Raw genomic sequence first — 13,198 nt, 5'->3', positions numbered from 1 at the left:
AAAACATGGGAGGAACGATGGCTTACCGTTCCTCTATTCTGCGTGCGATTCACCAGGCCGTCACAGCGAAGGTCTTTAACCGTGCGTTTGCGCGACGTGGCGAATGTCTGCGTTGAGCGGTGGGCTCAACCGATCGATGCAACACACTCAGCGAACTTCTCTGCTGGGGTTTGATATTGCAAGGTCTTGCGAGGTCGTTCGTTAAGCTGCCTTGCGATTGCGCTGAGTTTGGCCTGTGAATGTACGGATGGGTCGGTTCCACGAGGCAAATACTGCCTCAAGAGCCGGTTTGTGTTTTCGTTCGACCCGCGTTGCCACGGTGATCGCGGGTCGTAGAAGTAGACGTCAACGTCCTTGGCCAGCCGCGGTTTCAACGTGTGGGCGCAACACTTTAATCATTTTGGAAAGATGGAGTGGTAATCCCCCTTAAAATTAGTGGTGTTCAAAAGTGGAATTTTTTCGGAAAGATATCTGAGGAGATTTACGATTAGGAATGGACGATTTAGCGACGCACAGATCATGGCCGTGTTGAAGCAGGCTGAAGGCGGTACGCCCGTCTCGGAGCTTTGCCGGGAACATGGGATGAGCAGCGCCAGCTTTTACAAATGGCGGGCCAAGTTTGGCGGCATGGATGCGTCCTTGATTGCTGAGATGAAGGACATGGCCGAACAGAACCGTCGCCTCAAAAAGATGTATGCTGAGATGAGCATGCAGAACGACCTGCTGAAAGAGGCACTTGGAAAAAAGCGTTAAGGCCGTCTCTGCGACGAGAGATGGCCATGAATGCGGTCACACGGCACGGCGTAAGCATTGCGTTGGCGTGCCGTGCGTTTGAGATCAGTGAGACCTGTTATCGCTACAGCCCAATCCTGAGCGGCGAGAACGAGGAGATCGCTGATTGGTTGGAACGGTTGACCGAGAACAAGCGGAGCTGGGGCTTTGGCCTGTGCTTTTTGTATCTGCGTAACGGCTGGAACCACAAGCGCGTCTATCGGATCTACTGCGAACTGGAGCTGAACCTGCGCATCAAGCCAAAGAAGCGCCTGAAGCGTGACAAATCTGAGCCGTTGGCAGTGCCTGACGTGCCAAACGATACGTGGTCCATGGACTGCATGGCGGATCAGCTTGCTGATGGTCGCTCGATCCAAACCCTGAACGTGCTGGATGACTTCAATCGCGAGGGCTTATGCATCAAAGTTGACTTCTCGTTGCCTGCTGAACGCGTCGTGCGCAGCTTGAACCAGATCATTGAATGGCGGGGCCAGCCGCAAGCAATTCCAACCAGGCAAACCCCAGCAGAACGCATATATCGAGCGCTACAACCGCACCGTTCGCGGTGAATGGCTGAGCCAATACATCTTTGAAACCATCGAGGAGGCACAAGACCAAGCAACCGAATGGCTCTGGACTTACAACAACGGGCGACCCAACACGGGCATAGGCGGCATCACACCCGCTATGAAACTGAAAACAGTCGCCTGAATTCTACGGCTGGGCCCCCATTAAAAATGGGGGGATTACCCAAGGACCCCAAAGTGTTATCACGGCACTGATCAAGCAAGCCCGCAAGTTGTCCAAAGAGCTGTATCGGTCACTAACATGGGACCGTGGTTCTGAGATGGCCGGACATGTGGCGTTTACCATGGCGGTAAAGATCGACGTCTATTTTTGTGATCCGCAGTCACCTTGGCAACGCGGGAGCAACGAAAATACCAACCGGTTGCTTCGCAAATACTTCCCGAAAGGCACCGATATATCAGGCTTCAGCCAAGCCAAACTCAGCGCGGTCGCTCGCCAGCTCAATGAACGGCCAGAAAGACCTTGCAATACCAAACCCCAGCAGAGAAATTTGACGCCTGTGTTGCTGCGATCAGAGGAAACCACACCCGCATAGCGGACCTTCAATTCAAAAATACGCGGCAAGGGCATTAGGGTTTTAAGATGGTGACGAAACACTGAAAGACTCCCCCCTTCTTTTTTGTAAGGCGACCGGGAATGCTTTTCCAAACGCTTCCAGTTGCTCTGGTGTGCCACAGCTGACCCGGATGCAGCGGTCTTGGGGTGCGACGAAAGGCATTCGTACGAATATGCCATCATCGACCAGTGCTGACAAAACCCGCCGGGCGAAATTTCCGTTTTGGCCGCAGTCAATCGCTACAAAATTGGTGGCGGATGGAACGGTTGTTAGCCCGTTGTCGGCGGCGATCTGCATGATGGTCTTGCGTGCGGTGCTGATTTCGGACTGCACATACGCCAGCCAGTCGGTGTCCTCTAGCGCGGCAAGTGCGCCTGCCTGCGAAATGCGGCACATGCCAAAGTGATTGCGGACTTTGTTGAACGCATCGATCACCTCAGCCGCGCCAATCGCGTAACCGACACGGGCTCCGGCCATCCCATACGCCTTTGAAAATGTCCGCATGCGGATCAGGTTCGGGTTGTCGACCTGCATTTCAGGCGCGGTCCCTTTGGGGGCCATTTCGATATAGGCCTCGTCCAGCACCAACAGCGACCCGTCAGGAACATCGTCGATCATCTGGTTGATGATATCGGCTGAATGCCATGTGCCCATCGGGTTGTCGGGGTTTGCGATGTAAATGAGCTTGGCGTTGACCTCGCGGGCCTTTGCGATCAGGGATACAGGGTCTTCATGGTCATCGACATAGGGTACTTTGTGCAGTTCCCCGCCAAAGGCCGCAATGTGGTAGTTGAACGTCGGATATGCACCATCCGAGGTCACTACAGTGTCGCCTTGCCCAACGTATAAACGGACAAGGACGCCCAAGAGCGTATCAATCCCTTCGCCGACCATAATGTTTTCTGGCGCGACGCCGTGGTGTGCGGCCAACGCGTTGCGCAACTCAAAGCTCTCTGGGTCGCCGTACATCCAAACCTCTGACGCGGCCTTTTGCATGGCGGCAATCGCGCGGGGCGACGGGCCGAATGTGTTCTCGTTTGCGCCAAGACGGGCGACGAACGGTTTGCCGCTGGCGCGCTCTGCAGCCTCTGGGCCGACGAAAGGCACCGAAGCAGGTAGCGATTGGGCGAGGGGAGTAAGCACGGGTTTTGTCATGGCGGCTAGATAAGCCCGGCCTTGAAAACAATGCAATCGTGATTATATGAGAATCATTCGCAACAGGAGGGTTTCGAATGAAGTTATCACGCCGCGGGTTCCTCGCAAGCACTGGCGCAGCCGTCGCAGTACGCGCCGTCCCACAGGTTGTCACCAAGACTGGCGGACGCCGTGTGCTGACGCTGGTCTATGATAAAGCACTGGGTATGATGCGGGCGGTGGAGCGGGTGGTCCCGTAGGACTTATGCTTGCCCGAGGTGGCCTAGGCCCGCTGTGAGATTATAGCAAACTGCTCTATGTCCTCAGGGCCTCTTCTACCTTCTCAGAAAAACGTCCGCGTTCGGAGAAGACAGTTAAGGCTTTTTGCGCGAATTCGAATAGTCGATTCCACTCTACCGAGGCTTTAAGCCACTCAAGGTTTGATGTGTCATTGTGGGTTGCATCTGAAGCGCTAGATACAAGTCCGATAAACTCAGCGATGACCTCTTTTTCGGTTTCAGTGAAAACCTTCGGAGCCTTCTCGTAGTCGAGAGGCAGCCAATCATCAACCTTATTGATCATCTCATAGGCACCAAAAGAGGCGATATTTTCGAGAGAGGAATACATCTCAAGTAATTCGATTACGCGATTGCGAAGCCTTTGGTAAAGTAACTGTCGACTGATTTCTTCCATTCAGCATTTTTGGCATCGGAGGTGACCTTTTTCAAGGTCAGCTTCCTCGGTACAACTGACTTCCCCGTCCGAGCTCTATATCTAAGTCTCGGCAAAGGGCTGCCCGAAACAGGCAGCCCATTCCTTTACCCAATCTCTTTCAAACGCGCGATCGCTGCTTTGATCTGCGCTTCTTCGCCTTCGCGGAGGCTTAGGTTTTCTTTGGCCTCAGCGACAACTTCATCCGGTGCGGATGCCACGAATTTGGGGTTGTTTAGGCGTCCGCGCAGACCGCCCAGTTCTTTGGCCAGTTTTTGCAGCGTCTTTTCAAGCCGTGCGATTTCTTCGGGCACGTCGATCAGGTCGGCGAGTGGCAGACCGAATGTGCCGCCGTCCATTGGTATCGTCACGCAGCCTTTGGGGAAGGCGTCGACCGCTGTCAGGCTTTCGATCCGTGCGAGGCGTTGGATCAGCACGTGGTTGTTGTCCCATGCGGATTGGCCTTTGTCGTCCAAACCCATGACCACCAGCGGCACTTTTGCACCGGCGGGCACGTGGCTTTGCGCACGGGCGGAACGTGTGTTGTCGATCAGGTCGATCACCCAGTTCATTTCGCGGTCGGCGTCTGCGTCGATCAATTCGGCCGCTGTGTAGGTTGGCCAATCGGCGTGGACCAACATTTTGGCGCGGTTGTCTGCAAGGCCCCAAAGCTCTTCTGTGATGAACGGCATGATTGGGTGCAGCAAGATTAGGCATTGGTCCAGAACCCAACGCAGAGTTTGCTCTGTCTCGGATTTGGCTGCCGCGTCGTCGCCTTGCAGGATGGGTTTTGAGAACTCCAAATACCAATCGCAGACCTTGCCCCATGTGAACGCATAAAGCGCATTAGCGGCGTCGTTGAAGCGGTAAGATTCCAGCGCGGCGTCGACCTCTTCACGGACTTTGCCGGTTTCGCCGATGATCCATTTGTTCAGCGTTTGCGTGGCCGCTGGGCGCACAGCATCACCGGGATAGCCGATTTCATAATGGTCGGCAAAGCTGAACGCGTTCCACAGTTTCGTGCCAAAGTTCCGGTATCCCTTGATCCGGTCTTCAGAAATTTTCAGTACGCCACCCAATGCTGCCATCTGCGCGTTTGAAAAACGCAGTGCATCCGCGCCGAATTCGTCGATCATGTCCAGCGGGTCGATGACGTTGCCCTTGGTCTTGGACATTTTCTCGCCCTTCGCGTCACGTACCAATTGGTGCAGATAGACGGTGTGGAACGGGTCGTCCTTTAGCACGGCTTGGGACATCATCATCATCCGGGCAACCCAGAAGAACAGGATGTCTTGGCCCGTGATCAACACATCGCCGGGGAAGTATTTCATCGCCTCGGTGTCTTCGGGCCAGCCGAGCGTACCGAATGGCCAAAGGCCCGACGAGAACCACGTATCAAGCACGTCAGGGTCGCGCCAAACTGGGAATTCCAGCTTGGTCGGGTCTTGTGTGACGTTATAGGCGGCAAGGCCAGCAGAGAAGCGCTCGATTGCTTCTGCTTTATCAGCGACTTCGACGATTGCCGCATGGCTAATCGGGCTTGGGGTATCCGCATTGTCAAAGACGAAGGCAGATTTGACGCTTTCGAAATCGGGGGCGCAATGCATGACATTGCCTCGGTGAACGATGCCCTCAAGAAGCAGACCAAGAATTTCGACTTCGTCCAGATCACCTGATGGGTTGTGTTCATCTTCAACGCCAAGGTCGAGTCCGTACCAAACTGGGATCTGGTGACCCCACCATAGTTGGCGCGAGATGCACCATGGTTCAATGTTCTCCAGCCAGTGATAGAATACTTTTTCGCCTGATTCAGGCATGATTTTGGTACGGCCAGTTTTCACGGCTTCCAGCGCTGGGCCAACGATCTTGGACGTATCGACGAACCATTGGTCGGTGAGCGCAGGTTCGATCACGACCTTTGAGCGGTCGCCGAAGGGCTGCATGATCTTTTTGTTTTCGACGTAAGGTACAGTTTCGGTCACTTCGACCTTGTTGCCATCTTCGTCTTTTTCAGTGCGGGTCACGTCATGCATGACCGCGTTGCCTTCGGCGGTGATGTCTTCAACGACCTTTTTACGCGCCTCGAAACGGTCCAGCCCACGGTATTCTTCGGGGACAAGGTTCATCGCGGCGATTTTCGCCTCGTCAAAGGTTTCTTCACCGTTGGCGATACGCTGCGCGACTTCTGCTTCCTCAATATAGGGTGCACCATCGTTGCGCATCGCGCCTTTGGTATCCATCAGGGAATACATCGGAATGCCGCCACGCTTTGCGACTTCGTAGTCGTTAAAGTCATGTGCGCCAGTGATTTTCACGGCACCCGAGCCGAAGTTCATGTCAGGATAGGGATCAGTGATGATCGGGATCAGGCGGCGATGTTCTTTGGGGCCGACAGGGATTTCACACAGTTTGCCAACGATTGGCGCATAGCGTTCATCGTCTTTGTGCACCGCAACTGCACCGTCACCCAACATGGTTTCGGGGCGGGTCGTGGCGATAGAAATGTAATCGCGGGTTTCACGCAGGGTGACATTGCCGTCTTCGTCTTTCTCGACATACTCGTAGGTTTCACCACCTGCGAGCGGATATTTGAAATGCCACATGTGGCCGTCGACTTCGATGTTTTCGACCTCAAGGTCCGAAATCGCGGTTTCAAAATGCGGGTCCCAGTTGACCAGACGCTTGCCGCGATAGATCAGCCCATCGTTGTACATCTGCACAAACACCTTGAGCACGGCATCATGGAAGTTGCCGTCTTTTTCAGTCTCAGGCGCGCTTTCGGCACCAGACATGGTGAACGCGGACCGTGACCAATCCATGCTGTCGCCCAAACGCCGTGCCTGCTGTTCGATCACGCCGCCTTTGTCGCCTTTCCATTCCCAGACCTTTTCAAGGAACTTTTCACGGCCCAATTCTGTCCGTTTTGGTTGACCTGTAGCTGCGAGTTCTTTTTCGACCATGAGCTGTGTGGCGATCCCTGCGTGATCAAGGCCGGGCTGCCAAAGGGTATCGTAACCCTGCATCCGTTTCCAGCGCGTCAGGATATCCATCAGCGTGTGGTTAAACGCGTGTCCAACGTGCAGGTGCCCAGTGACATTGGGTGGCGGCAGTTGGATGCAGAATGTTTTATCCGCATTTTTGCCGTGCGCGTTTGCGCCCGCGTTGAAAGCGCCCGCGGTTTCCCACATCTCATAGATGCGTGCTTCGGCGGTTTTTGCGTCGAATGTCTTGTCCATGGCCATTGTCACGTCCCCAATCTGGTTTGGAATTCGAATACCGAATGGGCTGACTAAGGGAAAGGGGCTTATCGTCGCTTGCGCAGGCGAAATGTGTTCAGCTTTAGCGCGTTACTCTGGCAGCTTTGCGAATTTGGGTGGGATATCCCGGTATGTGTACAGTTTTTGAATAGCTGCGTTTTGCTGTGTCCAAGTTTGAAGGTCAGCTATGCGTTCGGGATGTTTGTCTAAATACGCTTCGACTTTGGTCATGAGCACGTCGTCTAGTTGTCCATCTACAAATGCATGCAACAAGGCGTCTGTGATCGGGCGTTCGTCTAGCAATGTCATAGAGTTGAATTCTTTTCCATCGTCATGGTCGCCTTCAGTGCGGATCTTGCGCGCGCCAGCCGTGACATAAGCGTGCCAATTGGGATATCGAGCGTCTCTGCTGCTTCTTTGTAGCTAAGCCCAGAAATTACAACCGTTAATAGTGCTTCGCGCTGTTCGGGTGAAAGGCTTTCGATTGCGCGGGCTGTTTCTATCAACGTAAGTTGATCTGCGAGCGTATCGGTTGCCGCAATATTGAGCGTAATGTCGTTTATCGGGGCGGTGATGTTGTGATGTGCTGGCGACCTTAGCTGTGTGCGATAGGTGTTCAGTAACACTTTCATAGCCCAAGATTTGAATGTTCCGGTGGGGCGCCATAGGTCGCGTTTACGCCATGCGCGCTCTACACCGTCTTGAAGCAGGTCATCTGCGGCGTCAGGATCGCGCGTTAATGCATATGCGTATCGCCATAAGTCAGGGAGGCAGATTTCAATCCGTCGGTGAAAATCACCCATGTTGAACCGCCGTCCCCATATTATTTGTAATCGTGAATAACGCTAGCGGTCAGCGTATGGCGCGTAAATGGGATTGGCTTTAAGGGCGCGCAAGGTGCCAATTCCCGCCGATGCCGTCGCCTGTGGTGTCCCCTGGCATCTTGTCGTTTACCCAGCGATACAGTGGCCGCCCAGCATAGACCCATTGCAGTTGTCCATCATCACGCGTGATGATGGTGAACGCACCGGTTTCGCCGGCATCCACGTCTGCCGTGAGCGGTGGCCAGCTATTGCTACAACTGCCATTGCATTCAGATGATGTGGCGGAGTCTGGCGCGAATGTATAAAGGCTCATGCCGTTTGCATCAGTGAGAAGGCCACCGGCAACGGTTGCAGGGGGTGTTTCTGGACCAGCAGCGTAAGCCCCTGATGCGATAAGTCCTTCGATGACCATAAGAGTTACAATAGTGGTTTTCATAAAATGGCTCCGTTTTGAAAATATTCGCCGCCAATTTTGCTGAACGACTATTACAATAACGCCTGCCTTGGGTGTTTTAATCCCGATAAAACGAATTTTTCTCACGATGCCGTCACTAGACAACACAGTCGCTAGGATTAGGGTGGCATCAAGAGGGCAACGAAGGAACAGCACATGGAAAAGTTCGGCAAAAGCCAATCTGTCAAACGTGTCGAGGATATGCGACTTGTCACCGGGCATGGGCGTTACGTTGATGACATTGCTCCCAAAGACGCATTACATGCATATTTTCTGCGTTCACCAGTGGCCCATGGTGAAATCGTTGCATTGGATTTGGACGACGCGCGCGAAATGCCGGGTGTGCATTTAATTGTTACCGTTGATGATTTGATCGCCGCGGGCGTTAAGATCGGGCTTGGTACGACCGTGGTGAAAAACCGTGATGGATCACGGGGCGCAAAGCCCGAGCGCCCCGTTCTTGCACGCGGCCGTGTTCGTCATGTCGGCGAGGCGGTTACGATGATCGTCGCGGATAGCTTGCTTGAAGCGAAAGACGCGGCTGAAGTTATTGGGCTCGAGATTGACGACCTACCTGTGCATGTTGATTTGGCCGTTGGCGGCGATGCAATCCATAGTGAAGCACCTGAAAATAAGGCGTTTGATTTCGGTTTAGGTGACGAAGAAGCCGTGAAAGAGGCGATCAAAGACGCGGCACATGTTGTGACAACGGAAGTGTTTGATAATCGAATTATCGTAAATTCGATGGAGCCTCGCGGTTGCTTTGCCGAAATCACCGATGGTCGCCTGCATTTGGCCTTTGGTGGTCAGGGTGTATGGGGCCTAAAGGATGATTTGGCGAAGCACTTCGGCTTGGATAAGTCCGAGATCCGCGTGACTAACCCCGATGTCGGCGGGGGCTTTGGCATGAAGGGTATGCGTTACCCCGAGTATTTTGCGGTATCACATGCGGCGCGGGTGTTAAGTCGGCCGGTCCGTTGGATGTCCGACCGGACAGAGGCGATGTTGTCGGACAACGCAGGGCGTGATCTTACGACGACGGCGACCCTTGCTTTTGACGAAAACCACCGCATTGTTGCCTATCATTTAGATACTGTCGCGAACATGGGCGCATATAACTCTGCCTACGCGCAGCCGATCCAAACAGAGCTATTCGCCAAAGTTATGATGGGCACTTATGATGTGCAAACGGCCTATATGGGGTGCGTGGGTGTGTTTACGAACACAACGCCGGTAGACGCATACCGTGGGGCTGGTCGACCCGAGGCGATCTTTGTTCTTGAACGTGTAATGGACGAGGCAGCCCGTCAGCTTAGGGTCGATCCTTGGGCGCTCCGCGAGAAAAATTTCATTGCTCCGGAACAATTCCCTTACACATCGGTAACGGGCGTGACTTATGATGTTGGTGAATTCGCCAAGGTGCTGAACCGCGCCGCGCAAGAGGCCGACCGGACTGGGTTTGGAGGCCGTAAGGCGAACACCGCCGCGAAAGGCAAGCTGCGCGGGCAGGGACTATGTTACTATATCGAGAGCATTTTGGGTGACACCGTAGAAACCACAAAAGTTGAATTCGTTGATGGTGGCGCGTTGATCTATGTCGGGACGCAATCGAACGGGCAGGGCCACGAAACGGTTTATGCGCAGTTCCTTGCAGACCAGACGGGTATTCCCGCTGATCAAATTACAGTGGTGCAGGGGGATAGTGATCAGATCGCTAAGGGCGGCGGTACAGGTGGGTCACGTTCGGTCACTGTGCAAAATACGGCGACGCTTGCGACCGTCGATGTGATGATCAACGCATTCAGTGCCTTCCTTGCCGATGATCAGGGTGTTGATGCCAGCGCAGTCAGTTTTGACGACGAACAGTTTCGGATTGCTGGATCAAACCTGACTCCCACAATGTTAGAGGTCGTCGATATGGCGCGCCACGCGGGGCGCGATGACTTGTTGGCACACACAGCGACGATTGATTTGGAAAACCGTAGCTTCCCCAATGGGGCTCATGTTGCCGAGGTTGAAATCGACCCCGAAACTGGGGTTGTTACGGTGGATCGTTATACCGTAGTTGACGATTTTGGTAATCTTATTAATCCAATGCTGGCCGAGGGGCAGGTACATGGTGGCGTTGCCCAAGGGATCGGGCAGGCATTAACAGAGCGGGTGGTTTTTGATGAAGATGGTCAGTTGCTGACTGCGACTTTCATGGATTACGGAATGCCGCGCGCTGATAATATGCCAATGATCGGGTTTGCCACTGAAACTACGCCGTCGCTGAACAATCCAATGGGGATGAAAGGCTGTGGTGAGGCAGGCACTGTTGGTGCTCTTGCGGCTGTGTCGAATGCGGTTATTGACGCGTTGTGGGATGTGGGTGTCCGGCATGTCGAGATGCCGTTTACACCGCACCGGGTTTGGGAAACGATAAAGGCGGCAAAGAATAACAGTGAAGCTGCGTGATTGGTTCTTTGGATTATTCGGACGCCGTGCGCGCACCGAAGAAGGTGGTCTACGCCGGCGCGGTTCAGCGACCCATGTGGTTATCCTAGATGGGACGATGTCGTCGCTTGCCACTGGTCGTGAAACGAACGCGGGGCTTACATTTAAGTTGCTGAACGAGGTCAGCCGCACCAACAATGTAACTTTGCATTATGAAGCGGGAATTCAGTGGCGCGACTGGGCAGGCACATGGGGGGTGATGACCGGCAAGGGTATCAATCGTCAAATTGAACGTGCATATGGTGTTGTTGCGTCACGCTATCGGCCCGGCGATAAGATTATTCTGGTTGGTTATTCGCGCGGGGCTTATGCCGTACGGTCGTTGGCGGGGGTGATTGACAGCGTTGGCTTGGTGCAAGCCGATCACGCGACTGTGCGGGCAGTACGGCAGGCGTATAGGCACTATAGAAATGGCAGCATTAATCCTGCGGCTAAGCGATTTCGCGAAATTTATTGTTATCATGATGTTAAAATCGAAGCGGTCGCCGTTTGGGATACCGTAAAGGCGCTTGGGCTTCGGTTGCCAATTTTGTGGCGCTGGGCACCTGCGCAGCATGACTTTCACAATCACGCGCTGGGCCCACACGTTCTGAACGGCTTTCATGCGCTGGCAATTGATGAACGCCGCCGCGCGTATGAACCCGTGATGTGGAAAAGCAATCCCGAATGGACTGGCCATATGGAACAGGTTTGGTTTCGCGGAAATCATGCAGATATCGGCGGACAGGTCTGGGAACACCCGCAAGCGCGACCTTTGGCGAATATTCCTCTTGTTTGGATACTTGACCGCCTGTCTGACTGTAACGTCCCGCTACCGGACGGTTGGCGCGACAGATTTTCGCAAGATGTCACCGCGCCGTCCATCGGAAGCTGGCGTGGTTGGGCGAAGGTTTTCCTTGCACGCAGAGCAAGGGTCATCGGCGACGATCCATCTGAACGAATGCACGAAACGATCACCGCCGAGATTATAGAGCCATCAATCGCGGTGGATTTGCATAATCAGGCAAGTGGTTGAACCGGTCGCATAAAGTTTGCCGTCATCAGCGCCGCGGATTTCACCATGTGACACACCTGTCGACCGACCGGCGTGGTCTAGAAAACCAGTCGCGATAATTTCTGTCCCAATGGGGATCGCCCGCGTGAGGTTCACTTTGTATTCAAGGGTCGTATAAATTGCGCCTTTTGGCACTTTGGTCTTAACGGCGCAGGCCATGCAGCTATCCAGTAGAGTGCCGTACCAGCCCCCGTGAATCCCGCCCATTGGATTGGTGTGCTCGTACTGTGGCGTGCCGCGAAACGTAACTTTGCCAGGCTCAACAGTATCCAGCCAATAGTTCATAAGTTTGCCAATCGGCGCAGAGAGCGCCGGTTCGCGTAGCATCGTCTGAAGGTAGTCGAAGCCCGACATAGACAGCATTCTGTCGCGATCAGGCAATGTGTATGGAACGGTGGTTGTCATAGGGCCTCGGGCGTTGTTTCGCCCGAAGCTGTACGGTTACGCTACGTTTTGCAACCGGCCTTTTGGTGTGACACCTAGCGCATGACATACATCGCGCGTCAGTTCCGGGCGGTTCAAAGTGTAGAAATGCAGGTGGTCAACGCCACCTTGCAGCAGATCATCACATAGTTCGGTCGCCAACGCAGTCGCGAGCAGATCAGTCGTTCCATCGCGGGTCGCATGTTCAAATGCATCGGTCACCACTTGTGGAATTGTCGTGCCGCACATTTTCGCAAACCGCTGTGTGCCGCCCCAGTTTTCGATTGGCAGGATGCCCGGAAGGATCGTAGCATCGATCCCCGCCTTTACGCAGGCATCACGGAACCGGAAAAATGTGTCGGCTTCAAAAAAGAATTGTGTAATCGCAGAAGTCGCGCCAGCGTCGATTTTACGCTTTAGGAACGCGATGTCTGCGGCTTGGTCTGCGGCCTCTGGGTGCTTTTCAGGATATGCGCCCACGCGGATGTTGAATTTTCCTGTGTCCGCCAATGCGCCGATCAGTTCGACAGAGCTGGCAAAGCCTTCGGCATGTGGTTTGAAGCCATCCGACCCTTTTGGCGCGTCACCACGTAGGGCCACGATTTCGCGCACGCCTTCTTCGGCATAGCCGTCGGCGATTTCCAATGTCTCGGCTTTTGTCGCATCGACACATGTCAAATGCGCGGCAACGTTCAAGCCGCTGGTCTTGTGGATCGTGCCGACTGCCTCGTGCGTCAGTTTGCGGGTGGTACCGCCTGCGCCGTAGGTCACCGATACGAATGTCGGGTCAAGCGGGGCGAGCGTATTCACGCAATCCCAAAGCCGGAATGAAGCCGCGAGCGACTTAGGCGGGAAGAATTCGAATGATACAGACGGCGTAGACATGGGCGGACCTCTCTCTTGCCATGCTGTTATCGCAGCTTTAATGAG

Annotated in this window: 11 protein-coding genes and 3 pseudogenes; 5 read left to right on the top strand and 9 right to left on the bottom strand. The window is 54.2% G+C overall.

All coding sequences use genetic code 11. From position 1 onward, the window contains the following. Nucleotides 1-125: 125 nt before the first annotated feature. A pseudogene (locus CYQ09_RS08375) lies at nucleotides 126-353 on the bottom strand (IS30 family transposase); the annotation flags it as partial. Nucleotides 354-486: 133 nt separating this feature from the next. On the opposite strand from CYQ09_RS08375, the pseudogene CYQ09_RS08370 reads away from it, so the two are divergent. Continuing rightward, nucleotides 487-1,482 (top strand): annotated as a pseudogene (locus tag CYQ09_RS08370) (IS3 family transposase). A 49-nt stretch (nucleotides 1,483-1,531) separates the two neighbouring features. Continuing rightward, a pseudogene (locus tag CYQ09_RS08365) lies at nucleotides 1,532-1,932 on the top strand (IS30 family transposase); the annotation flags it as partial. Between the two features lie 4 nt (nucleotides 1,933-1,936). Here CYQ09_RS08365 and CYQ09_RS08360 read toward each other — a convergent pair. Then, nucleotides 1,937-3,070 carry a pyridoxal phosphate-dependent aminotransferase gene (locus CYQ09_RS08360; RefSeq protein WP_106744951.1) on the bottom strand — a complete coding sequence of 378 codons (1,134 nt, stop codon included), beginning with the start codon at nucleotides 3,068-3,070 and terminating at the stop codon, nucleotides 1,937-1,939. Nucleotides 3,071-3,147: 77 nt separating this feature from the next. On the opposite strand from CYQ09_RS08360, the gene CYQ09_RS08355 reads away from it, so the two are divergent. Then, the gene (locus CYQ09_RS08355; RefSeq protein WP_106744950.1) at nucleotides 3,148-3,309 is read left to right on the top strand and encodes a Tat pathway signal protein; all 162 of its coding nucleotides are present in this window, start codon (nucleotides 3,148-3,150) and stop codon (nucleotides 3,307-3,309) included. Nucleotides 3,310-3,364: 55 nt separating this feature from the next. Here the strand turns inward: CYQ09_RS08355 and CYQ09_RS08350 are convergent, their stop codons facing one another. The 5 genes from CYQ09_RS08350 to CYQ09_RS08330 form a co-directional block, all read right to left on the bottom strand. Continuing rightward, nucleotides 3,365-3,742, bottom strand: coding sequence for a hypothetical protein (locus CYQ09_RS08350; protein ID WP_106744949.1), 378 nt, complete (start codon nucleotides 3,740-3,742; stop codon nucleotides 3,365-3,367). 125 nt (nucleotides 3,743-3,867) lie between these two features. Then, nucleotides 3,868-7,002, bottom strand: coding sequence for a valine--tRNA ligase (locus CYQ09_RS08345; protein ID WP_106744948.1), 3,135 nt, complete (start codon nucleotides 7,000-7,002; stop codon nucleotides 3,868-3,870). Nucleotides 7,003-7,107: 105 nt separating this feature from the next. After that, entirely contained in the window at nucleotides 7,108-7,326 is a 219-nt protein-coding gene (locus CYQ09_RS08340; RefSeq protein ID WP_106744947.1) for an anti-sigma factor family protein, read from the bottom strand. Beyond that, a complete protein-coding gene (locus CYQ09_RS08335; RefSeq protein WP_106744946.1) occupies nucleotides 7,323-7,820 on the bottom strand; it encodes an RNA polymerase sigma factor in 498 nt (165 codons plus the stop codon). The genes CYQ09_RS08340 and CYQ09_RS08335 overlap by 4 nt, the downstream gene beginning before the upstream one ends. 79 nt (nucleotides 7,821-7,899) lie before the next feature. After that, nucleotides 7,900-8,277, bottom strand: coding sequence for a COG4315 family predicted lipoprotein (locus tag CYQ09_RS08330; protein ID WP_106744945.1), 378 nt, complete (start codon nucleotides 8,275-8,277; stop codon nucleotides 7,900-7,902). Between the two features lie 174 nt (nucleotides 8,278-8,451). Here CYQ09_RS08330 and CYQ09_RS08325 point away from each other — a divergent pair, with 174 nt between their 5' ends. Further along, nucleotides 8,452-10,752, top strand: coding sequence for a xanthine dehydrogenase family protein molybdopterin-binding subunit (locus CYQ09_RS08325; RefSeq protein WP_106744944.1), 2,301 nt, complete (start codon nucleotides 8,452-8,454; stop codon nucleotides 10,750-10,752). Then, nucleotides 10,739-11,806, top strand: coding sequence for a DUF2235 domain-containing protein (locus CYQ09_RS08320; protein ID WP_106744943.1), 1,068 nt, complete (start codon nucleotides 10,739-10,741; stop codon nucleotides 11,804-11,806). Before CYQ09_RS08325 ends, CYQ09_RS08320 begins: the two co-directional genes overlap by 14 nt. Here CYQ09_RS08320 and CYQ09_RS08315 read toward each other — a convergent pair. Together CYQ09_RS08315 and metF are read right to left on the bottom strand one after the other, a co-directional pair. Next, a complete protein-coding gene (locus tag CYQ09_RS08315; RefSeq protein WP_106744942.1) occupies nucleotides 11,768-12,250 on the bottom strand; it encodes a PaaI family thioesterase in 483 nt (160 codons plus the stop codon). The genes CYQ09_RS08320 and CYQ09_RS08315 overlap by 39 nt on opposite strands. 36 nt (nucleotides 12,251-12,286) lie before the next feature. Next, nucleotides 12,287-13,153 carry a methylenetetrahydrofolate reductase [NAD(P)H] gene (gene metF / locus CYQ09_RS08310; protein WP_106745463.1) on the bottom strand — a complete coding sequence of 289 codons (867 nt, stop codon included), beginning with the start codon at nucleotides 13,151-13,153 and terminating at the stop codon, nucleotides 12,287-12,289. Between the last annotated feature and the right edge of the window lie 45 nt (nucleotides 13,154-13,198).

Origin of the sequence: Yoonia maritima (assembly GCF_002933395.1) — a bacterium.
Lineage (GTDB): Bacteria > Pseudomonadota > Alphaproteobacteria > Rhodobacterales > Rhodobacteraceae > Yoonia > Yoonia maritima_A.
This window is presented reverse-complemented; position numbering and strand designations above follow the sequence as displayed.

Coding starts and splice junctions, on each gene's coding strand:
- CYQ09_RS08345 (WP_106744948.1), bottom strand. CDS start 7,002: ATGGCCATGGACAAGACATTCGACGCAAAAACCGCCGAAGCACGCATC.
- CYQ09_RS08325 (WP_106744944.1), top strand. CDS start 8,452: ATGGAAAAGTTCGGCAAAAGCCAATCTGTCAAACGTGTCGAGGATATG.
- CYQ09_RS08335 (WP_106744946.1), bottom strand. CDS start 7,820: ATGGGTGATTTTCACCGACGGATTGAAATCTGCCTCCCTGACTTATGG.
- metF (WP_106745463.1), bottom strand. CDS start 13,153: ATGTCTACGCCGTCTGTATCATTCGAATTCTTCCCGCCTAAGTCGCTC.
- CYQ09_RS08355 (WP_106744950.1), top strand. CDS start 3,148: ATGAAGTTATCACGCCGCGGGTTCCTCGCAAGCACTGGCGCAGCCGTC.
- CYQ09_RS08340 (WP_106744947.1), bottom strand. CDS start 7,326: ATGACATTGCTAGACGAACGCCCGATCACAGACGCCTTGTTGCATGCA.
- CYQ09_RS08330 (WP_106744945.1), bottom strand. CDS start 8,277: ATGAAAACCACTATTGTAACTCTTATGGTCATCGAAGGACTTATCGCA.
- CYQ09_RS08350 (WP_106744949.1), bottom strand. CDS start 3,742: ATGGAAGAAATCAGTCGACAGTTACTTTACCAAAGGCTTCGCAATCGC.
- CYQ09_RS08315 (WP_106744942.1), bottom strand. CDS start 12,250: ATGACAACCACCGTTCCATACACATTGCCTGATCGCGACAGAATGCTG.
- CYQ09_RS08360 (WP_106744951.1), bottom strand. CDS start 3,070: ATGACAAAACCCGTGCTTACTCCCCTCGCCCAATCGCTACCTGCTTCG.